Origin of the sequence: Corynebacterium provencense, from assembly GCA_900049755.1 — a bacterium.
Lineage (GTDB): Bacteria > Actinomycetota > Actinomycetes > Mycobacteriales > Mycobacteriaceae > Corynebacterium > Corynebacterium neomassiliense.
The window spans coordinates 555,204-576,241 of the sequence record LT160593.1 but is presented as its reverse complement, the minus strand read 5'-3'; the positions used below and the strand labels follow the sequence as shown (position 1 = coordinate 576,241).

Genomic DNA, 21,038 nt, shown 5'->3' with positions numbered 1-21,038 from the left:
CCCCGCACCCGTATGTCTTCCGTAAGGACTCCCCCACCGGAACAGCGGAACAGGTTTGATCAGGAGCCGCGCCCGCATACCGGGGCGTGCGGCCACCTCAGTGTGACCGCCGGTTTCCGAACGGAGTCACCTGTGTCCGACGTCGTCTACGTACTGGGCGTCCTCGTCCTGTTCGTCATGGTTGCAGTCATCGCGAAGGCGGTGGAGAAACTGTGATCGTCTTCGACTGGACAGCCGCCGCCCTCGGGCTCGCGGCAGTCCTCTACCTCCTGGTCGCCCTCGTGAAGCCGGAGAAGTTCTGATGGCCTGGGGGGCACTGCTCGCCAGTGCAGCGATCCTGGTCGTCCTCCTCGGGCTCGCATACCGGCCGTTCGGGGACTACATGGCCCGGGTCTTCACCTCTCCGCGGCATCTCCGGGCCGAGCGCGGAATCTACCGGGTGACCGGGGTCGACCCGGCCGGCGGACAGACCTGGCAGGCGTACCTGCGGTCCGTCCTGTACTTCGCGTTCGTCGGCGTCCTGACCGTCTACCTGGCCCAACGGGTCCAGCACCTGCTGCCCTTCACGGCGGGCCCGGACAGTGTCGCCCCCGGCGTCGCCTTCAACACCGCCGTCTCCTTCGTGACGAACACGAACTGGCAGGCGTACTCCGGCGAAACACTCTCGTACACGGTCCAGTTCGCTTTCCTTGCGGTCCAGAACTTCGTGTCTGCGGCTACCGGACTCGCGGTCGCGGTCGCACTGATCCGTGGCTTCGCGTACCGGGAATCCGGGACGATCGGGAACTTCTGGGTCGACCTGGTGCGTGCCGTGGTCCGCATTCTTCTGCCGTTGTCACTGGTCAGTGCCGTCATCCTCATCTCCGGAGGGGTGATCCAGAATTTCAGTGGTGTCGTCGATTCCGCCACCGTCGCCGGCGGATCTCAGGCCCTTCCGGGAGGGCCGGTGGCGTCCCAGGAGGCGATCAAGGAACTCGGCACCAACGGCGGAGGATTCTTCAACGCCAACTCGGCACACCCGTTCGAGAACCCCACCGGGTGGACAAACCTCTTCGAGGTCTTCCTCATGCTGCTCATCCCGTTCTCGCTGCCCCGGACTTTCGGCAGAATCGTCGGCGACAACCGCCAGGGCTATGCGGTGCTCGCGGCCATGGCCACCATCTTCCTGCTGTCGACGACTGCTCTCGCCGCCGCCGAGTTCGCCGGCAACGGCACAGCACCGGAACTGGCAGGTGGTGCGACCGAGGGGAAGGAGACACGGTTCGGGCTGGTGCAGTCGGTGATCTACGCCGCCGCAACCACCCTGACCTCCACCGGGGCCGTGAACTCCATGCACGACTCCTGCACCGGTCTCGGAGGAGCAGTCCCGATGGTCAACATGATGTTCGGTGAGATCTCCCCCGGAGGAGTCGGCTCCGGACTGTACGGGATGCTGGTCATCGCCGTCATCGCCGTGTTCATCGCCGGGCTGCTCGTCGGCAGGACCCCCGAGTACCTCGGCAAGAAGATCAGACCGAAGGAGATGACCCTCGCCAGCCTCTACATCCTGGTGATGCCGGCCCTCGTCCTGGGTGCCGTCGCCCTGAGCTTCGCCGTCCCCGGCCTGAAGAACAGTATCGTCACGGATTCCCTGACGAACAGTGGCCCGCACGGACTGTCCGAGGTTCTCTACGCCTTCGTGTCAGCCGCCAACAACAACGGCTCCGCCTTCGGCGGGCTGACCGCGGACACCCCGTGGCTGACCGCAGCGACAGGCGTGGTGATGATGCTCGGCCGTTTCATCCCGATCTGCCTGGTACTCGCTCTTGCGGGATCCCTCGCCTCCCAGCCCTCGGTACCCGTCACAGCCGGGACGCTTCCCACCCACCGCCCGCTGTTCGTCGGACTCATCGTCGGGACCGCGGTCCTGGTGACCGCTCTCGTCTTCTTTCCCGTACTCACGCTGGGACCACTGGCGGAAGGACTGATGTGACATGTCAGCAAATGCAACAGGTAATGCAGCAGGTAATGCAACGGACACCGCAACGGATCAGGAACGTTCCACACGTCGGTCACCTACTTCACCGAAGTCACCGAAGTCACCGAAGATACTGACCTGGTCACAGGTCCGGACCGCGGTCCCCGGGGCTCTCCGTAAGCTCGGTCCACGCACACAGTGGCACAACCCCGTGATGTTCATCGTCTGGGTCGGTGCCGTCCTCACCACAGCCGTCGCCGTCGCCGAACCTTTCCTCGGCGGCCCGGCCAGTTCGGGGGGAAGCCCGGTACCGGTCTCCTTCAGCTGGATCATCGCGGCATGGCTCTGGCTCACCGTGTTCTTCTCCGCCCTCGCGGAATCTGTCGCCGAGGGTCGGGGAAAGGCCCAGGCAGAATCCCTGCGCAGTACCCGCTCCACCACCACCGCACACCGTGTCACCGGCTACAGCCCGGACACGGACCCGGCCGCGGTGGACGCCACCACCGAAGACGTGGCCTCCGCTGACCTGCGTCCCGGCGACGTGGTCACGGTGGTCGCCGGTGACACTGTCCCCGGGGACGGGGACATCGTCCACGGCATCGCGAGCATCGACGAATCCGCGATCACCGGCGAGTCCGCCCCGGTCGTCAGGGAGTCCGGTGGGGACCGTTCCGCCGTCACCGGCGGCACGCGGGTTCTCTCCGACCGTATCGTCGTCCGCATCACCTCGACCCCCGGAGAAACGTTCGTCGACCGGATGATCGCACTGGTCGAAGGAGCGTCCCGTCAGAAGACCCCCAATGAGACCGCGCTGAACATCCTGCTGGCGTCCCTCTCCGTCGTCTTCGTGGCCGTCACCCTGACCCTCAACCCGGTGGCCTCCTTCGTCGCCGATCCGGTGAGTGTCACCGTGCTGGTCGCACTGCTGGTGTGCCTGATCCCCACGACCATCAGCGCCCTCCTGTCCGCCATCGGCATCGCCGGGATGGACCGTCTCGTCCAACGCAATGTCCTGGCGATGTCGGGTCGCGCCGTCGAGGCCGCCGGCGACGTGACAACCCTTCTCCTCGACAAGACCGGCACCATCACCTACGGGAACCGGCGGGCCACCGACTTCATCCCCGTCGGCGGCGCCACCCGGGCCGAACTGGCCGACGCGGCAGCCCTGTCCTCAGCCGCCGACCCCACCCCGGAGGGGACCTCCGTCGTCGAGCTCGCCCGCGGTCTCGGCGTCTCAGGCGGATCCGGCACCGCCGCCACCTCCGACGGTGCCGCCCGGGTCGACGCCGACGGAACCGGGCCTGTGTCCGTCCCGTTCACAGCCCAGACCCGCATGTCGGGCATGGACCTGCCTGACGGTTCCATGGTCCGTAAGGGGGCCCGGTCCGCCGTCACCGCGTGGCTCGACGAGGATGGCGAGGATGGCGAGGATGCGGCCCCCGGAGACTCAGCCGTCACCGCCGAACTGGACGAGGTGGTCGACAGGATCTCCCGGGCCGGAGGGACGCCGTTGGTCGTCGCCGTGAAGACTCCGGGTTCGGCAGGTCGTGTCCTGGGCGTCATCCACCTCAAGGACATCGTCAAGGACGGGCTGCGGGAGAGGTTCACCGAACTGCGCGCCATGGGTATCCGCACCGTCATGGTCACAGGTGACAATCCCCTGACCGCCGCCGCGATCGCTGACGAGGCCGGTGTGGACGACTACCTCGCCGAGGCGACCCCGGAGCAGAAACTCGGCTACATCCGGGCGGAACAGAAGGGCGGCAGTCTTGTCGCGATGACCGGGGACGGAACCAATGACGCACCTGCCCTGGCCCAGGCCGACGTGGGTGTCGCGATGAACACCGGAACTTCTGCCGCCAAGGAGGCCGGCAACATGGTCGACCTCGACTCCGACCCGACCAAGTTGATCGACATCGTGGCGGTCGGCAAACAGCTGCTGATCACCCGTGGGGCACTGACCACGTTCTCTGTGGCCAATGACATCGCCAAGTACTTCGCGATCATCCCGGCGATCTTCACCGGGGTCTTCCCCGGGTTGGCGGTACTGAACATCATGGGGCTGCACTCCCCGGCGTCAGCGGTCCTGTCCGCGGTGATCTTCAACGCGCTCATCATCATCTTCCTCGTGCCTCTCGCCCTGCGTGGTGTCTCCTACCGCCCGGCGGGAGCCGCGAAAACTCTCGGACGCAACCTCGCCGTCTACGGGCTCGGTGGCGTGGTCACCCCGTTCCTCGGCATATGGGTGATCGACCAGTTCACCCGTCTCATCCCCGGCTTCTGACCTTCTGAAAGGACCGTCATGTCCTCATCTGTCCTCCGTGGTGCCCGGAACCTGCGCGCCGCAGGCCGCATGCTCGTCATCCTCACTGTTCTTCTCGGCGTCCTCTACCCCCTGCTTGTCACCGGAATCGGGCAGCTGTTCTTCCCTTCCCGCGCGAACGGCAGCCTTCTGGAGGAAGACGGCAGAACCGTCGGGTCTTCGTTGATCGGCCAGTCCTTCACAGACGACAGCGGCAGCCCCCTGAGGCGGTACTTCCAGTCGCGGCCCTCCGCAGCCGGCGACCGGGGCTATGACGCCTCAGCGTCCGGGGGCACGAACCTCGGTCCGGAGAATCCGGCACTGATCGCCGACATCACCGCTCGCAGGGCCGGGGTCGCAGCTCTCGAGGGAGTGCGACCGGAGGATGTGCCCGCTGACGCGGTGACCTCCTCGGCGTCCGGTCTGGACCCCCACATCAGTCCCGCGTACGCCGCCATCCAGGTGCGTCGTGTCGCGGCGGCGAGGGGAATGGACGAGGACGCCGTCCGCGACCTCGTCGCCACGTACACTGAGGAACCCGACCTCGGGTTCATCGGTGACCCGGTCGTTAACGTGGTGACACTGAACCTTGCCCTCGACCGGGCGGAACAGGACGGGCGATGACAGGACGGGCGGCGACAGGACAGGGCAGGTTGAGGGTGCTGCTGGGTGCGGCCCCCGGCGTCGGCAAGACCTTCACGATGCTCGAGGAAGGGCACCGGCTGCGGAGCGAAGGCCGCGACGTGGTCGTCGGCGTCGTCGAGACTCACGGTCGGGCGGGCACGGCGCGGATGGCGGCCGGCCTTCCGGTGGTGCCGCAGGCTGTCGTCAACCACCGCGGTGTCATCCTCCACGAGATGGACCTCCCGGCCCTGCTCGAACGTTCCCCCGACATCGCCCTGGTCGATGAACTCGCACACACCAACGCCCCCGGCGCGGTGAACAGCAAGAGGTGGGAGGACGTCCGTGACCTCCTCGAAGCGGGCACGGACGTCATCTCCACGGTGAACATCCAGCACATCGAGTCTCTCAACGACGTGGTCGAGCAGATCACCGGAGTGTCACAGCAGGAGACCGTCCCGGACAGTTTCCTGCGCGGGGCCGACCAGATCGAGGTCGTCGACCTGGCACCGCAGGCACTGCGCGACCGGCTCGGCGACGGGCTGATCTACCCCGCCGAAAGGATCGACGCCGCCCTGGCGAACTACTTCCGCCTCGGAAATCTCACGGCCCTGCGGGAACTTGCCCTGCTCTGGCTGGCAGACGAGGTCGACCAGGCGCTGACGACCTACCGCAGGGAACACGGCATCGACAGTCCCTGGGAAGCCAGGGAGCGGGTCGTCGTCGCACTGGCCGGGGACGCCGAGGGTGAGCTGCTGCTGCGCCGTGGGGCGCGGATCGCCGCACGGTCCGGTTCCGGGGAACTGCTCGCCGTCCACGTCACCAGCCAGGACGGTCTGCACACGGTGGACCATCAGGCACTGGCGGGGCAGCGGGTGCTCGTCGACAAGCTCGGTGGAACCTACCACCAGGTCGTCGGGGAAGATGTTCCCGCGACCCTCGTCGACGTCGCCCGCTCACTCAACGCCACCCAGCTGGTGCTGGGGGTCAGCCGACGCAGCCGGCTCACCACCGCACTGACCGGTCCGGGCATCGGGGCGACGGTGATCCGCGAGTCCGGTGACATTGACGTGCACATTGTCCCGCACACCCGTACGGGACGCAGGTTCCCCTCATTCCTGCTGCCGAGGACCGGTGGTGCACTGTCCCGGAAACGCCGGCTGCTGGGTTTTCTCCTCGCTGCGGCGGGCGGCCCGGCGCTCACCGCCTTTCTCGTGGCCTTCCGGTCACCGGAGTCCGTCACCAGTGATGTCCTCAGCTACCAGCTTCTGGTTGTCCTCGTGTCACTGACCGGAGGGATCTGGCCTGCCCTGGCGGCCGCCGTCTTCTCCGGCGTCGCCCTGGACTACTTCTTCATCTCGCCCCTGTACACCGTCACTGTCGACGACCCGCTCCACATCGTCGCACTGGTCCTGTACTCCACCATCGCTGTCCTGGTCAGCCTGGTGGTGGACCGGGCCGCCCGCCGCAGTCGGGCCGCCCGGCGTGCGGCAGCCGAGTCCGAGCTGCTCCAGACCATCGCCGGCAGTGTACTGCGCGGTGGCGACGCGGTCCGTGCCCTCGTCGACAGGGCCGCCGAGGCGTTCGGCCTTGACTGCGTGCGTGTGGTGCAGGAGGGGCGCACCGTGGCGTCCTCGGGGACGCCGTCCGTTGACGGTGAGTGGTCGGTCATCCCCCTCACCGGGGAAGGACGCCTGGAGTTCCACGGGACCGGGGTGACGGTGTCCGACCGTCGTCTCCTCTCCGTCGTCGCCGCCCAGGTCAGTGTGGCTCTCGAGCACCGCAGGTTGACCGCCACCGCCGAGGAGATCGAGCCGATCGCCGCATCCGACAGGGTCAGAGGTGCGCTGCTGTCCGCGTTGAGCCAGGACTGTCGCTTATACCCCTCTAGATGTGCATGAGAGACAGGGCGTGGACGTGCCCGACCGTTCCTTGGTCCCGGATGGGGCCCCGACCGCCGTCACCGCGTGGCGCGACGCGGAGGCACCGAGATCTACACTCTTTCCCTACACGACGCTCTTCCGATCTTTCCCCGGCGACCCGGGCGCGACGGTCCAGGGGAAGCTCGTGGAGGACCTGCGCGACATCGGCGTTGCGCATCTCCTTGAACTCCGCGATCAGTTCGGCGTCCGAGAGCCTGGATGCGCTGGCGTCACTGGTCAACGACCTCCTCGATGTCAGTCGGGTGCAGGCCGGCGCGCTGACGATCACCACCATGCCGACGGATCCCTCCGAGGCGGTCGCCCCCGCCCTCGACGAACTGGGGCTCGGCCCGGACGAGGTGCGCCTGTGCCTCGGCCACGGTGACCGTACCGCGGAGGCGGACCCGGTCCTCCTGCAGCGTGTCCTGGTCAACCTGCTGTCCAACGCGGTGCGTCATTCACCTCCCGGTGTGCCGGTGACGGTCACGTCCAGCACGTTCGGTGAGGTTCTGGAGATCCGGGTGATCGACCACGGCGAGGGTGTGGATCCGGCACGGCTGGACGACATTTTCCTGCCGTTCCAACGGCTGGGGGACACAGACAACACCAGTGGTCTCGGCCTGGGGCTCGCCCTGTCCCGTGGATTCACGGAGGCCCTGCACGGTACGCTTCTGCCGGAGAGCACCCCGGGTGGGGGACTGACGATGGTGGTCTCCCTCCCTCTCAGCCGTGACCCCCGGGAAGGAGTGTCATGAAGATCCTCATCGCCGACGATGACCCGCAGATCCTCCGCGCTTTACGCATCACCCTCGGCGCGAGGGGATATGAGGTGGTCACCGCACCCGACGGTGCGACGGCCCTCAACGCGGCGGTGGATGCGAAGCCCGACCTGTACCTGATTGACCTCGGCATGCCCGGGTTGGACGGGATGGAACTCATACGCGGCGTCCGGGGCTGGTCACGGGCACCGATTCTGGTGGTGTCCGGCCGGACCGGGTCGGTGGACAAGGTGGAGGCTCTCGATGCGGGCGCCGACGACTACGTCACCAAACCGTTCTCCGTCGACGAACTGCTCGCCCGGATCCGGGCACTGACCCGGCGCGCGGACACCCCCGACGGGGCTCCGGTGGTCCGGCTCGGACCGGTGACGGTGGACCTCGCGGCACACAGTGCCACCCGCGACTCTGACCCGGGCTCCCGGCAGATCAGGCTCACCCCCACCGAGTGGAAGGTGATGGAGGTGCTGGTCCGTCACGCCGGAAAGCTGGTGACCCGGCAGACCCTGCTGACGACGATCTGGGGGACGGACCATGTCGAGGACACCGGCTACCTGCGGCTGTACGTCTCGCAGCTGCGCAGGAAACTGGAGGAGGACCCGTCCCACCCCGTCCACATCCTCACCGAGGCGGGGATGGGGTACAGACTGATCACCGGGGACGGACAGTGACCGATGTGTTCAGCGCTTCTTCCTGAAACTGCCGCGGATGTTCATACCGCCGGGGAGCTTGATCGAGTACGTGCCACGGGAGTTGACGGTGACCGGGCCGAAGCGGCGGGAGACGGACGCACCTGACCCCGAGTAGTTGATCCACGAGTCACTGCCGGTCTTCTGTCATTTACGGAAGTAGATGCCCATGTGTCTGATGGTAGCGGTCAGGGACGGCACCGGCGGGGTGACAGGGAGCCGGCCGTCAGGGACCATGGGGGCATGGATACCTCCGCCGTGCCCTCGCCCCGCCCCTGGACCGACGTCACCGGGGCCGTGCCCGGTCTGAAACTGGTGGTCCTCGACATGGACGGCACACTGCTCGACGGAGACGACGCAGTTCCCGACGCCTTCTGGGACCTGCTGCCGGTGATGCAGGACAGGGGCATCGTCGTAGTCCCGGCGTCCGGACGCCAGTACGCGACACTGGAGCGCATGTTCGGCGACCACGGGATCCGGACCTTCATCGCCGAGAACGGGACCCTGGTCGTGCACGACGGTGAGGTGGTCTCCACGTCGCCGGTGGACTCCCCCACCGTCGGACAGGTCATCGACATCGTGCGGACCGGGGAGACGGACCGTGACCTGGGGCTGGTACTGTGCGGCCCGCGGACCGCGTACGTGGAGCGGGAGGACGCCAGGTTCGTCGCGGAGGCCGGGCGTTACTACGCGTCCCTCAGGGTGGTCCCGAACCTGCACGCGGTGGAGGACCTCGAGTCCGGGACCGTACTCAAATGCGCGGTCTACGATTTCGACTCGGCCGCGCAGGCCGCGCCGGCACTGTTCACCGGTGGTGGACCGGGGGTCGCGGATCTGAGGGACAGTCACCAGGTGGTGGTGTCCGGCAGGAACTGGATCGACATCATGAACGGTTCGGCGAACAAGGGTCGTGCGCTGCGGGCACTGGAGATGAGCCTGGGCATCCCCCGTTCGGCGACAGCGGTGTTCGGTGACTACCTCAACGACCTCGAGATGATGGCGGAGGCGGACTGGTCCTTCGCGATGGACAACGGGCATCCGGCGGTGCAGCGCGCGGCGCAGTTCATCGCCCCGCGCAACACCGACGGTGGCGTGGTGCAGGTCCTGCAGAAGCTGCTGGGGGTGTGAAGGGGACGACCCGGATCACTCCCACTCCGCCTTGTCCGGGTCCACACCGAGAGGCCTTGTCCGGGTCCACACCGAGAGCCCGCGCCCGGGCGTCGGCCAGCGGTGAGCCCGGTTCTGCACCTTCCCGTACGGCATCGCCGAGGCGTCCTTCGAGTTCAGTCATCGCGACCTGCAGCTGCGCCCACTGCTCCGTCGACCTGTGCGCGCTGCGCTCGCCGAACCGGACTCCGGACGAACGGTCAGTTGAGCTCGTCCCGGCATTCCTCGACAGTCTTCTCGGCGATACAGTTGCTCCACTCGATCTGCCCGTCGACCCACGGATGTGTCGGCGTCTGGCCGTTGTCCACCTGCCAGGAGTAGTTGTCACAGATGATGCCGGTGCCGTCGGCCGCCACGCTGCGTACCCCGATGTCCGCGCCGATGCATGCGTCCCCCAGTTGAGGCCCCGGGGGCACGGAACCGTATCCGGCACTGTCCTCACCGTCCCGGGCCGGAACGTCCCCGGGTACGTCCTCCGGAGTGTCCATGACCTCTGGCTGCTCCACGATCTCCGGAACGTCCGGGTTCTGCCGGGGTGCCCCGGCAGGCTCCCCCAACGTCGGCGACGGCCCGGTGGACGTGGACGACACCGGGGAAGACGCAGGAGCCGTCGCTGTCACGGTGACGACATCTCCCCCGCTTCCGTCACCGGAACAACCGGACAGGATCAGGGGCAGTGGAACAACCACGGCGAGAATCACAGCTGCGGGCACTCTCTTCGTCATGAGCTGGAATCGTACCCTCGATCTGCACTTTTACCCGAGGAGTGGGCCCTGCCCTACCCGAGGGCGGCCCGGGCCGCCCGGTCGGCGACGCGTGCTGCGGCGACAGTTCCCACGATCTCACCCAGAAACCCCACCACGGGGACTGTGATCTCAGCACCCGGGGTTTCCCCGGGCCGCACGATGAACGCCACCACCACGCCGATGAGCACAGTGGCCGCCCCGAACCACGCTGTCGCCCGCATGGCGGGCACCGCTGCCCGGTGGCCGGCGTCCCATGCGGCGTCCGAGGACTTTGTGGCTTTCGTCCGGATCCCCACGGCGTCATTGCGCGCGAGCGTCCCCCGTGACGAAGCGCCGGCAACCGCCCCGGTGACGGCGGCAAGCAGTGCCACTGCGACCACGAGCGATATATAGGCACCCATGAGAACTCCTCAGCTCAAACATTCCTGTCTGAAAGGTTACCTCAGCTCACCGGACCGTGGGACCCGGGGAGAGCGCCGAACGACGTCGCCCGGTCCCGGTACCGTCGGGGTGCTGTACGGGTGCTGTACGTCCCACCGGCGACGGGGTACGGCTTCTGCCGGGAAAACACGGAGTTTCCACATACTCACAGGTGAGAGCACAAGGTGAAAGATATTCACCACATATCCGACCCCCTGTCACATTTGTTCGTCACCTTCGCGGGCTGGTACCGCTGGAAAGGGTAACTGTCACCGACAGCAGACCACCGAGGAAACCCCTGTGCCCAGAAACAACCTGAAACTCTCCGACACCGTGCGGACGGCCCGGCTGAAACGTTACCGGGAGGACGCCTCCGCCCTGCGTCGTCCTTACACCGCCGATGACGTGACCGTCGTCGACGGGCCGACCCTGAAACGCGCGGCCGGCGGGGCCTCCCTCGGAAATATGATGGAATGGTTCGACTACGGCGTGTACGGCTATCTGGCCGTCACCATGTCCGCCGTATTCTTCGAATCCCTGTCGGACTCCCTGGCACTCGTGGCCACTTTCGCGACATTCGCGATCAGCTTCGTCATCCGCCCGCTCGGTGGACTGTTCTTCGGGCCCCTGGGTGACCGCATCGGACGTCAGAAGGTGCTTGCCACCACCATGATCATGATGGCCGCCGGCACCGTGGCCATCGGCCTGATACCCGTCGGACTCGTCCCCGGCTGGGTGGCCCTGCTGATGCTCGTGGCCGCACGACTGGTGCAGGGATTCTCAGCCGGCGGCGAGTACGCCGGTGCGATGACCTTCACCGCCGAGTACGCCCCCGACAACCGTCGCGGCCACTGGGGGTCCTTCCTCGATGCCGGCTCGTACCTGGGCTTCGCCCTCGGCGCCGGACTGGTCGCCCTGCTCAACGCCGTTCTCGGTACAGAGACGATGCAGGACTGGGGCTGGCGGGTCCCCTTCTGGTGTGCCGGCGTCCTGGGGTTCATCGGCATGTACCTCCGGCTGAAGCTCGAAGACGCCCCGGCCTTCCGTGAGGCCCTGGAGGCCGCGGAGAAGAAGGACGAGGACCTCGCTGACGGCGGGAGGACCGGACTGCGGGTCCTGCTCCGGGACCACCGCCGGGAAATGCTCGTGCTGGTCGGCATCGTCGCCGCGTACAACGTGCTGGGGTACACGCTCACCTCGTTCATGAACACCTACCTCACCGAGTTCGCGTCCCACACGACCACCGTCTTCGAATCGGACATGCTGGTCCTCGCGGCGATCGTCATCACGGTCCTGACCGCCCACCCCATCGGTATCCTCTCCGACCGGATCGGACGACGACCTGTCCTGATCGTGGCGTCCGTGTCCCTGGTTGTACTGTCGTTCCCCGTGTTCTGGCTGCTGCAGACCGGCAGCATGCCGTTGATCTTCACCGGGTGCGCCGTGCTGGCGGTGAACCTCGGCGGATTCGCCGGTCCCGTCGCAGCGACCCTGCCCGCCATCTTCCCGACCCACACCAGGATGGCGGCCCTGGGCATCGGGTACAACCTGTCCGTCGCGGTCTTCGCCGGCACGACCCCGATGATCAACTCCGCCCTCATCCCCGTGTTCGGGTCCTGGTGGCCGGCGGTGTGGCTCGCCGTGTTCGGTGTCGTCGGGATGGTGGCCGTGAGGTTCCTGCCCGAGTCCGCCCGACAGCCGTTGGTGGGCAACAGTCCGCAGGTGGAGAGTGACGAGCATGCTGCCGGGGTGGCCCGCGTGCTCGAGCAGCTGCGCAGGTCTCTCCGCCTGAGACGGCGCAACCGTGCGGGCTACGGGGGCCTCTTACACACATCTAGTCGTGCATATGAGACCTGCTCGGACCAGGTGCGCCTGCGCCTCGGTCACGGGCAGACGGCGCCGTGCCCCGGGCAGACGGCACCGCCGTCGACCCTGCGGACAGTGAGGCGGGTAACCCGGTCCGCAGCCCGTCCCACAGTGCCTGACAGCGCCTGACGGTGCCTGACCACGCTCCACAACCACGGTTACAGTGGGGATACAGCACAACCCCCGGAACAAAGGACCAACTGTGACCATTCTCGTCACCGCAGCAACCGGCCACCTCGGCCACCTCGTCATCGACAGTCTCATCGCCCGCGGAGCCGACCCGGCGAACATCATCGCCGGCGCGCGCACCCCCGAGAAAGCCTCCGACCTCACTGACCGTGGCGTCCGGGTGGTCCACCTGGACTACGACGACCCCGGATCAGTCACAGCCGCCGTCGAGGGTGCGGACCGGGTACTGCTCATCTCTGGCTCCGAGATCGGACACCGGGTACCGCAGCACAGGACGGTGATCGATGCAGCGGCCGCCGCCGGCGTCGACCTTCTGGCCTACACCAGCTGCGGGGAGGCGACGACGACCGACTTCATGCTCGCACCGGAGCACAAGGCCACAGAGGAGGCCATCCACGCCTCCGGCGTGCCCTACACCGTGCTGCGCAACGTCTGGTACATCGAGAACTACCTGCCGGATGCTCTCCAGGTCAGGGAGACCGGCGTCCTCAACGGCGCCGTGGGCGACGGGCGGGTCGCCGCGGCAACCCGGGCGGACTAAGATCGGAAGAGCGTCGTGTAGGGAAAGAGTGTAGATCTCGACTACGCGGACGCCGCGGCCGTGGTTCTGCTCGCCGACGACGCCGACGGGGCACCGACCTACGCCGGCAGGACTTTTGAACTGTCCGGGAAGGCCCTGACCTACCCGGAGATCGCCGCAGCACTCGGCGAGTCGGTGGGCAGGGAGGTCGTCTACCGCGACCTCGAACCGGAGGAGTTCCTCTCGACCCTGGAGAAAGCGGGACTGCCCCAGGGCCAGATCGACTTCCTCACCGCACTCAACGCCGGCATCGCCCGAGGTGGACTGGACATCGAGAGCCCGGCACTCGGGGAACTCATCGGCAGGGAACCGACCTCCTTCGCCGACGGTATCCGCGCCGCACTGCCGAGAGACTGACGGGGACTGACAGGGACTGACTCCCAGCCGGTCGCCGGTACTGCCCGCCGGGCCTGTCCTGCCTGCCCGGCCCACCCTCACCCCGCTGTGCCCGACCCCGTCTACCCGGCGATGATCTTGTTGACCTGCCGGGCCACCGGAGCCGGAGCGAACCGGGCCGACCACCGCAGCAGCAGGTCCGGGGTGGACACGGAGTAGTCCTGGCGCTGGCGTTCGAACCAGTTCCTCGGGTGCACCGCCTTCCACACCGCGTCGGCGACGTCCTGCGTACGGATGTGGACGCCGAGCCGTTTCGTCGACGCCGCCTCGACATCAGAGAGCTTCGTCTTGACCCACAGGGGCATGATGTTGACGACGCGGATATCGTCCCTGCGCCACTCCAGGCTCATCGCCTGGGTGAAACCGTGGACGTAGAACTTCGATGCGGAGTACGGGGTGATGTGCGGCTGCCCGTAGATGCCGGACGCCGACCCCATGGTCAGCATGTGGGCTCCCCGGGTGACCTTCAGGTACGGGTAGGCCGCTTTCGCACCGAAGGTGACCCCGGTGCAGTTGACCTCGATCTGCTTGGCGATCAGGCCGGCAGGCTGTTCGACGATGTCGAGGTCGCCGATGATCCCGGCGTTGTTGTCGAGGACGTTCAACTTCCCGTCCGTGTGGGAGGTGAAGTCGGCGAGAGCCTCCTCCCAGTTCGTGTAGTCGGTGACGTCGAGCCTGCCGGTGATGATTCCGGGCGCCTCGGCAGAGAGCTTCCGGAGTCCCGCCTCGTCGATGTCGTAGGCGCCGACGGTCCACCCGGCGTTGTGGAATCTCAGGGCTACTTCACGTCCGATGCCCGCCGCACCGCCGGAGATGAAAATGCTCTTCTGGTTGGTCATGGACAACAAACTACAGCTGTGCGGGGGTCACGTCCCCGGATTCGGTTTTTCCCCGGAAGGACGCCGACCGGTCACCGCCGGCCACGGAAAGCCCGGACACCTCATCCACCACCGTCAGGCGGTGTGTCACCGGTAGGAGATCCCGCGTGTGTCGAGGATGTTCTTCAACCGGGTCGGGTAGTCGGTGATGATGCCGTCGGCGCCGGCGTCGATGTACTCCTCCATGTCGGCGGCCTCGTTGACGGTCCACGGGACCACCCGCATCCCCCGGCCGTGGGCCCGGTCGATGAACCCGGCGACGTCACCGGTGAACCAGGGGTTGGCTGTGTTGTAGGCGGGACTGAGCACCTGCACGCCGAGCTCCTCCCCGGCGCGGACCGGGTCTCCCCCGACAGCGAGGAAATCGACGGGGCCGAGGAAAGGTGACCCCGGACGCCAGGTGGTCACGTCCCAGAGTGCGACGAGCGGGACACCCGGTTCACGGTCACGGACCAGGGGCAGGGTCGACCAGTCGAAGGACTGCACGGCGATGCGGTCGGTAACTCCTGCGGCGTCAGCGTTGTCGAGGATCGCGTCCACGTACTCCCGGGGGGAGGCTGACCGGGAGGGGTCGTCAGCCTCGACCTTGGTCTCGATGTTGAAGTGCACCTCCGGGTCGCGTGAGGCGATGTCGAAGACGTCCTTGAGCTGCAGGATCCGGTTTCCCGTGACAGGGACGGCGTCGGGGAAGCCGGAGAGGGTCCTGTCACAGGTCAGGGTCTGGATCTGCTCCCAGGTGAGGTCGTGGACATCCTTGCCGACGTAGGGGAACAGGGGGTCGTCCGGGGTGACCGGGGCGGTGTCCGTGCACTTGTCGTCCTGGATCGAGGCGTCGTGCCAGACGACCGGGACGCCGTCGCCGGTGATATGGATGTCGAACTCGAGGGTGGTGACGCCGAGGTCGAGGGACTTCTCGAAGGCCACCCGTGACTCCTCGGTGTACTCGCCGCGTCCTCCCCGGTGTGACTGCAGGTCGAAGGTGTCAGGAAGATTGTCGGTGGGGTCCACCACAGGCCCCGTCGAGGAACCTGCACCCGGTCCCGCACTGCTTCCGGTGGGCGGAGTCGGAGCACTCCCCGCTACTCCGCTCCAGGAGGCGGAGTGGTCGGGGAATCCGGCAGCGGCGTGGGCGGACGGGACCTGGCCTGCGGCGAGGACGGCGGCTGCCAGCAGTCCGGCGACGGCCGGCACAGTGGCAGCAACGGTGGCCGGGGGCCGGGTGGGGACGGAGGTTCGGGAGGACAGACGGGGGAAACGCACGGGAGCGCTCTCCTTCACATGTCGGAGGTGAGGGTACGGCTGTACCGTAGAGGCCCGCCCACCGGTCCGCAGTCCCATCCGGCCGGACGCTACCGGAATTCCGGCAGGATTCACCCGGTGTACACCCTGGGTAGGTGGCAGGGAGGAAGTCCGGGGAGCTGACGACAGGGGCCGGGAGAACCCGCGCCCGCCGGATCATCCGCCCCGCCGACCGGTCACCGCCGGGCCAGCCTCCACAGTGACGTGACCTCCCGGGACCGTGCCACCTGCAGGGCGTCGGCGTCTCCGCCCGGATCCGGCCGGGCTTTCGGATGGCGGGGAACCGTGCTGCTGCGTCCGAGCACGCGCAGACCACCCTCGGAGATCCACTGCTCCAACTGGTCCCTGGAACGCAGACCGAGATGTTCTGCGAGGTCGGAGAGCACGAGCCAGCCCTCACCCCCCTCGGCGAGACGGTCACCGAGACCTTCGAGGAAGCGCCGCAGGGCCTCCGAGCCGTCGTCGTAGATACCCAGCTCAAGTCCGGAGGTGGGGACCCCCGGCAACCACGGAGGATTGAACACGACCACGTCATAGGTGGTGGTGCCCTCCGGTGCCGTCGCGGGCACGGGCCACAGGTCCGCCCCGGTCACTGTGCACCTGTCCCCCACCCCCAGACGGTCGAGATTGCTCCGGGCGCAGTCGACCGCCCGCGGGTTCACATCCGTCGCCGTCACCTGTCCTGCCCCTCGCCGTGCCAGCACTGCCGCGAGGACCCCGGTACCGGTACCGATCTCCAGGACGGAAGCCCCGGGACGCAGGTGCCGCGAGGCGACCTCGTCGACCAGGTCCACGTACTCGCTGCGGGTCGGGGAGAACACCCCGTAGTCCGGGTACACCCTCTCCGTCCGGCCGTCCCGTTCCCCGAGTGCGGGGACGGGCACACCACGCAGGTGCCACTGCCATGCCCCGAGCACACCCTGGAGTTCCGTCAGCCGGACGCGCCTGCCGCCGGACGCCGGTTCCGGAGGTCCCCATGCATGGGCGCAGGCCTCGGCCACTTCGGGGGCCCTGCGCAGCGGGAGGTCCCACTCCGGTCCCCGGTCACCGTCGCGGACGCCGAGGTCGACGACGATCCTGCCGAGGATCTCCGCCCGTCGCGCCCGCTGCTCCCGCCGGGCGAGGAAGAGTTCGGCCGCGCTCCGGGGTCGCCTTCCCTTCGTCCCGCCGGTTCGTCGGTTCCCCCGTTCCAGCCGTCTCTCCACCGCCTTCAGCAGCTGACGACCGTTGTGGAAGTCCCCCTCCCACACCAGGGTGGTCCCGCCGGACAGGGCGGCGAACGCGGCGTTCGCCGTGGTGGTGTCGTCAGCGACACCGGTCACTCCGGTCACACCGGATTCTCCGTCGGGTCCGGTCACGCCGGTGACCGCCCGTCCGTGGACCGGTGCCCCAGCAGGTTGTCCCGCAGGTACTTCCCCTCGTATCCGCGGCGGAAACGCCCCCTGGCCTGCAGCAGCGGTACCACATGGTCGACAAACTCCGTCAGGTCGTCCGGCAGGGACGGGGGCATGATGTTGAAACCGTCGGCCGCGCCACAGTCCACCCACCGGAGAATCTCGTCGGCGACCTGCTCCGGAGTGCCCACCACGGTGGCGTGGCCCCCTCCGGCGGCCAGGTAGCCCAGCAGTTCCCTGACGGTGGGACGCCGTCGGTCATCTCTTCCCGTGGACGAGCCCCCGCGCACGGCGGTGTGGTCGACGATGTGCCGCACCAGGGCGTAGCGCCCCGCAGGCGCGTCTGTCCCGCTCAGCGGCGGAAGTTCCGGAACCACCGAATCCGGGTCCCAGCCGGTGACGTCCACGCCGAGGAAGGATGAGAGGTCGCGGAGCCCGTCCTCCACACTGAGGAGGTCGTCAAGGTGCCGCCTGCGGCGCTGCGCCTCCTCCTCCGTCGACCCGAGGGACACGACCAGCCCCGGCATGATCTTCACGGTGTCAGGGTCACGCCCCACCGCTGCTGTCCGTGCCCTGACGTCGCTGCGGAAACCACGGGCCCCCTGTGCGTCCCAGGCGACGGTGAACACCCCGTCCGCCCAGGCGGCGGCAAGGTCACGGCCGGGTTCGGAGACCCCGGCCTGGAACACCACGGGCCGGTGCTGCGGGGGTTCGGGGATGTTCAACGGTCCGGCGACCGAGAACCACCTGTCGTGGTGGTCGACCGCCTTGAGCTGTGACACGTCCGTGTACACGCCCTGACGGTCGGCGACGACGGCCTCCGCCGGCCAGGAGGACCACAGTTTCACGAGGGTTGCGGCGAACTCCCCTGCCCGGGCGTAACGCACGGCGTGGTTCGGCAGGGCGTCCATCCCGTGGTTGCGGGCCTCGGCGTCCAGCTGGGAGGTCACAAGGTTGATCCCGGCGCGTCCCCCGGAGATGTGGTCGAGGCTGGCGACCATCCGGGCGACGTGGAAGGGGTCCCAGAAGGTGGAGGACACGGACGCCACCAGTCCGATGTGCTCCGTCGCCCGTGAGACAGCTGAGAGTGTGGTGAGCGGCTCGAGGAACCAGGTCGGCCCGGAGGTGAGCGCGTCAGTGCGTGCCGCCTGACCGTCGGGGAAGAACACGGCGTCCATCCTGCCGCGCTCGGCCGTGCGTGCGAGCTCCTCCCAGAAAGTGATGTCCCCCAGCCTGTCCACGGCCGATCCTGAGTCTCTCCAGGCGGCGGTGTGGTGGCCGCACCCGCTGACGAAAAGATTGAGGTGGACCTGTGCGGGCTCGCCGTTGGCTGTCATAGGGGGCCTTTCGGGGGTGGTGCGTGTTGCCGGTGTGGTGGGTGACTACGCCGGTAGCCTGAGAACCATGCTGACTGACGTGTCGACAGTTTCACCGTACCCGGCGACGGCCGCGGGTACCGGTACCGCCTCGGTCGCCACCTGGCTGCTGGTGCCTCTTCTGCTCGTCGTCGGTGTGGTGGCCCTCGCCGCGGTGACCTGGCTGCTGGCGACCGTGATGCGCAGGATCCTCGGCGTGCCGGTGGGTCGGCCACGGTCACTGCTGGTGGCACTGGCCGTGTCCCTGGCGACCGGCGGGCTGGTCTACCTGGCGGTACGTCAGTTCTTCAGTGGAGGTGACGGGGACGGCAGCTGGGGCGATTCCGTGGACCCGGGCCCCGCCGTGATTCTGGCGGGCATCGCCCTGCTGTGGATGCTGGGGTTCGGGGCGGCGGCTCTGACCGTGCTGGAGCTGGTGGTGCCCACCGGTTCCGTGGGACTGGGGGGCGGTCCGCTGGCCCGGTTGTCCGGTCTGAGGGACGCCAGGGCACGCAACCGGCGCTACCGGGAGGTCGCCGCAGTGTTCGTCAGGCACGGTCTGACCTCCGGACGGTCCCTGTTCCCCGGTGGCAGGTCCGGGGAGAGGTCCGGTGACGGGCACTCCGACCGGACCGCCCGACTCGCCCGCTCATTCCGGGAGGCCCTGGAGGAGTGCGGGACGACTTTCGTCAAACTGGGACAGAACCTGTCCACCCGGGAGGCCTCACTGCCTCCGGAGTTCACCCGGGAACTGGCGCGCCTGCAGACCTCCGCCTCACCCGCACCGTGGCCGGTGATCAGGGACGCCCTGGAGGACGCCCTGGGCGAGGACCCGGAGAAGGTCTTCGCCGGGGTCGACCACGAGCCGATGGCCGCGGCGTCCGTCGCCCAGGTCCACCGGGCCCGGCTCCGGGACGGAACCCCTGTGGTCCTGAAGGTGCAGCGTCCCGGCGTGGTCGAGGAGGTGACCAGGGACTCCGACATCGTCATGCGGATCTGCGCCCGACTGGAACGGTCGACCCGGTGGGCCCGGGAGATGGGCCTGTACCGGCTGGCGGCGTCCTTCACGGCGACCCTGGCCGAGGAACTGGACTACCGCACGGAGGCGTCGAACATGCGGCAGATGGCGGAACCTGTCGCCGCGACCGGGATGGTGATGCCGGAGGTCCACGACCGGTACTCGTCCCGCCGTCTGCTGGTGATGGACGAGCTGACCGGCACCCCGCTGGGATCGGCCGGCGGGGAACTCGCGGCGATGTCCGCGGAGGACCGCAGGAGGCTCGGGGATCTGCTGATGGCGTCGTCCCTGCGGCAGATGATGGGCCACGGGGTGTTCCAGGCTGACCCCCACCCGGGCAACATCCTGCTCATGCACGACGTGACGGTACAGTCAGGCTCCTCCCGGGACCGGTCCGGACATCTCGGCCCGGTGACGCTTGAGGCGTCCTCGTCCACGCAGGAGACAACCGTGCGCGAGACCGGGCTGGGGATGCTCGACTTCGGCGCGGTGGGACACCTGGACGCCGGGGACCGTACGGCGCTGGCCTCCGTCTTCGCCGCCATCGACCACGGGGACTCGCGGATCCTCACCGATGCACTGCTCGGACTGATGGACCGCCCCGACGACCTTGACGTCAGGGCCCTCCAGCGGTCCGTCGGGGTACTGCTGGCCAGGTACCGTGGCGGCGTCCGTCGTGGCGGGGGCACCGCACTGTTCACCCAGCTGACCAGGATGTTCAGCAACTACCGGCTGGTCGTGCCGGAGACCGTGGCGGTGGCGTTGCGTAGTCTCGCCGAGCTCGAGGGGACACTGCGTGTCCTGGACCCCGACTATCCGCTGGTGGACACCGCGCGTACGGAAGGCAGCAGGCTCGTACGGGAGCAGTTCCGTCCCGGGGGGTTGAAGGACGCCGCGGAGGGGATGCTCCTGGAATCCCTCCCGCTGCTGCGCGACCTGCCCCGCAGGGTCTCGGGTATCGCCGATGACCTGCAGGAGGGGAGGTTGTCGGTGAGTATGAGACTGTTCCGGAACCCCGGTGACAGGGCTTTCCTGACCGGACTGCTGCAGCAGGTCACCGTGGCGCTGGTCGCCGGGGCATGTGTGCTGGGCGGGGTCATGCTCATCGCGTTCGGCGACGGTGGACCGGTACTCGTCGAGAGGCTGACCTGGCATGCTGCGATGGGGTACGTGGTGCTGTTCTGCGGTTTCCTCATGTCCCTGCGGACCGTGGCGATGGTGCTCTTCCGTCCCGGGCAGGGGTCCGGGCAGGGGTCCGGTACGGGCACGGGACCGCAGGAGTTCTGACCCCGGGGATTCTCTTCTCAGACACTTCCGATCCATGTGAATTCACCCCGGAATAACCGTCATGAACTCATGGTGAATCTTCCCGGTCGGCTACTGCAATTCGATTCGGCGGAGAATATCGTTGTGGTAGCCCGAACGACGGAGCACGGGTGCGACCACAGTGGTTCTACGCACTG

General features: G+C 67.8%; 17 protein-coding genes and 1 pseudogene. 11 read left to right on the top strand and 7 right to left on the bottom strand.

Features of this window, described 5'->3' with window-relative positions; translation table 11 throughout:
* Positions 1-212: 212 nt before the first annotated feature.
* The 7 genes from BN3906_RS14515 (at position 213) to BN3906_RS09010 (ending at position 8,249) form a co-directional block, all read left to right on the top strand.
* Positions 213-302 carry a potassium-transporting ATPase subunit F gene (locus BN3906_RS14515; RefSeq protein ID WP_066587398.1) on the top strand — a complete coding sequence of 30 codons (90 nt, stop codon included), beginning with the start codon at positions 213-215 and terminating at the stop codon, positions 300-302.
* On the top strand, positions 302-1,972 hold the full coding sequence (gene kdpA / locus BN3906_RS09035; protein WP_066587396.1) for a potassium-transporting ATPase subunit KdpA: 1,671 nt from the start codon (positions 302-304) through the stop codon (positions 1,970-1,972). The genes BN3906_RS14515 and kdpA overlap by 1 nt, the downstream gene beginning before the upstream one ends.
* A 1-nt stretch (position 1,973) precedes the next feature.
* On the top strand, positions 1,974-4,241 hold the full coding sequence (kdpB, locus tag BN3906_RS09030) for a potassium-transporting ATPase subunit KdpB (RefSeq protein WP_078057322.1): 2,268 nt from the start codon (positions 1,974-1,976) through the stop codon (positions 4,239-4,241).
* 18 nt (positions 4,242-4,259) lie between these two features.
* Positions 4,260-4,883 (top strand): potassium-transporting ATPase subunit KdpC, encoded by a 624-nt coding sequence (gene kdpC / locus BN3906_RS09025; RefSeq protein WP_066587395.1) that lies wholly within the window; start codon positions 4,260-4,262, stop codon positions 4,881-4,883.
* A complete protein-coding gene (locus BN3906_RS09020; RefSeq protein ID WP_066587394.1) occupies positions 4,880-6,781 on the top strand; it encodes a sensor histidine kinase in 1,902 nt (633 codons plus the stop codon). Before kdpC ends, BN3906_RS09020 begins: the two co-directional genes overlap by 4 nt.
* Before the next feature lie 203 nt (positions 6,782-6,984).
* Complete coding sequence (locus BN3906_RS09015) at positions 6,985-7,557, top strand: sensor histidine kinase (protein WP_222705278.1); 573 nt, start codon at positions 6,985-6,987, stop codon at positions 7,555-7,557.
* Positions 7,554-8,249 (top strand): response regulator, encoded by a 696-nt coding sequence (locus BN3906_RS09010; RefSeq protein WP_066587389.1) that lies wholly within the window; start codon positions 7,554-7,556, stop codon positions 8,247-8,249. The genes BN3906_RS09015 and BN3906_RS09010 overlap by 4 nt, the downstream gene beginning before the upstream one ends.
* Positions 8,250-8,258: 9 nt before the next feature.
* Here the strand turns inward: BN3906_RS09010 and BN3906_RS15505 are convergent.
* Positions 8,259-8,438: pseudogene (locus BN3906_RS15505) on the bottom strand (DUF4236 domain-containing protein).
* 72 nt (positions 8,439-8,510) lie between these two features.
* Here BN3906_RS15505 and BN3906_RS09005 point away from each other — a divergent pair.
* Positions 8,511-9,395, top strand: coding sequence for a Cof-type HAD-IIB family hydrolase (locus BN3906_RS09005; RefSeq protein WP_078057321.1), 885 nt, complete (start codon positions 8,511-8,513; stop codon positions 9,393-9,395).
* Between the two features lie 239 nt (positions 9,396-9,634).
* Here BN3906_RS09005 and BN3906_RS09000 read toward each other — a convergent pair whose 3' ends face one another.
* Positions 9,635-10,159 (bottom strand): hypothetical protein, encoded by a 525-nt coding sequence (locus BN3906_RS09000; protein WP_130840298.1) that lies wholly within the window; start codon positions 10,157-10,159, stop codon positions 9,635-9,637.
* Positions 10,160-10,212: 53 nt separating this feature from the next.
* Positions 10,213-10,581 (bottom strand): SdpI family protein, encoded by a 369-nt coding sequence (locus tag BN3906_RS08995; RefSeq protein ID WP_066587381.1) that lies wholly within the window; start codon positions 10,579-10,581, stop codon positions 10,213-10,215.
* Positions 10,582-10,900: 319 nt separating this feature from the next.
* Between BN3906_RS08995 and BN3906_RS08990 the strand changes: the two genes are divergently transcribed.
* Positions 10,901-12,595, top strand: a complete 1,695-nt coding sequence (locus tag BN3906_RS08990; RefSeq protein ID WP_078057320.1) for an MFS transporter — start codon at positions 10,901-10,903, stop codon at positions 12,593-12,595.
* 661 nt (positions 12,596-13,256) lie between these two features.
* Positions 13,257-13,592 (top strand): Rossmann-fold NAD(P)-binding domain-containing protein, encoded by a 336-nt coding sequence (locus tag BN3906_RS15135; protein ID WP_261796938.1) that lies wholly within the window; start codon positions 13,257-13,259, stop codon positions 13,590-13,592.
* Between the two features lie 101 nt (positions 13,593-13,693).
* On the opposite strand, the gene BN3906_RS08980 is transcribed toward BN3906_RS15135, so the two are convergent.
* From BN3906_RS08980 to BN3906_RS08965, 4 genes are all read right to left on the bottom strand, one after another.
* On the bottom strand, positions 13,694-14,470 hold the full coding sequence (locus BN3906_RS08980) for an SDR family oxidoreductase (protein ID WP_187119926.1): 777 nt from the start codon (positions 14,468-14,470) through the stop codon (positions 13,694-13,696).
* Positions 14,471-14,596: 126 nt separating this feature from the next.
* Positions 14,597-15,769: a glycerophosphodiester phosphodiesterase family protein gene (locus BN3906_RS08975; protein ID WP_261796936.1), complete on the bottom strand. Its 1,173-nt coding sequence runs from the start codon at positions 15,767-15,769 to the stop codon at positions 14,597-14,599.
* Between the two features lie 215 nt (positions 15,770-15,984).
* On the bottom strand, positions 15,985-17,166 hold the full coding sequence (locus tag BN3906_RS08970; protein ID WP_261796935.1) for a class I SAM-dependent methyltransferase: 1,182 nt from the start codon (positions 17,164-17,166) through the stop codon (positions 15,985-15,987).
* The gene (locus BN3906_RS08965; protein WP_066587378.1) at positions 17,163-18,539 is read right to left on the bottom strand and encodes an LLM class flavin-dependent oxidoreductase; all 1,377 of its coding nucleotides are present in this window, start codon (positions 18,537-18,539) and stop codon (positions 17,163-17,165) included. Before BN3906_RS08965 ends, BN3906_RS08970 begins: the two co-directional genes overlap by 4 nt.
* Positions 18,540-18,606: 67 nt before the next feature.
* Here BN3906_RS08965 and BN3906_RS08960 point away from each other — a divergent pair, with 67 nt between their 5' ends.
* On the top strand, positions 18,607-20,862 hold the full coding sequence (locus BN3906_RS08960; protein ID WP_078057477.1) for an ABC1 kinase family protein: 2,256 nt from the start codon (positions 18,607-18,609) through the stop codon (positions 20,860-20,862).
* The last annotated feature ends 176 nt before the right edge of the window (positions 20,863-21,038 follow it).

What these genes read in the sequence shown, in the direction of transcription:
- kdpA (WP_066587396.1), top strand. Translation starts at nt 302, where the DNA reads ATGGCCTGGGGGGCACTGCTCGCCAGTGCAGCGATCCTGGTCGTCCTC.
- kdpB (WP_078057322.1), top strand. Translation starts at nt 1,974, where the DNA reads ATGTCAGCAAATGCAACAGGTAATGCAGCAGGTAATGCAACGGACACC.
- kdpC (WP_066587395.1), top strand. Translation starts at nt 4,260, where the DNA reads ATGTCCTCATCTGTCCTCCGTGGTGCCCGGAACCTGCGCGCCGCAGGC.
- BN3906_RS09020 (WP_066587394.1), top strand. Translation starts at nt 4,880, where the DNA reads ATGACAGGACGGGCGGCGACAGGACAGGGCAGGTTGAGGGTGCTGCTG.
- BN3906_RS09010 (WP_066587389.1), top strand. Translation starts at nt 7,554, where the DNA reads ATGAAGATCCTCATCGCCGACGATGACCCGCAGATCCTCCGCGCTTTA.
- BN3906_RS09005 (WP_078057321.1), top strand. Translation starts at nt 8,511, where the DNA reads ATGGATACCTCCGCCGTGCCCTCGCCCCGCCCCTGGACCGACGTCACC.
- BN3906_RS09000 (WP_130840298.1), bottom strand. Translation starts at nt 10,159, where the DNA reads ATGACGAAGAGAGTGCCCGCAGCTGTGATTCTCGCCGTGGTTGTTCCA.
- BN3906_RS08995 (WP_066587381.1), bottom strand. Translation starts at nt 10,581, where the DNA reads ATGGGTGCCTATATATCGCTCGTGGTCGCAGTGGCACTGCTTGCCGCC.
- BN3906_RS08980 (WP_187119926.1), bottom strand. Translation starts at nt 14,470, where the DNA reads ATGACCAACCAGAAGAGCATTTTCATCTCCGGCGGTGCGGCGGGCATC.
- BN3906_RS08965 (WP_066587378.1), bottom strand. Translation starts at nt 18,539, where the DNA reads ATGACAGCCAACGGCGAGCCCGCACAGGTCCACCTCAATCTTTTCGTC.
- BN3906_RS08960 (WP_078057477.1), top strand. Translation starts at nt 18,607, where the DNA reads ATGCTGACTGACGTGTCGACAGTTTCACCGTACCCGGCGACGGCCGCG.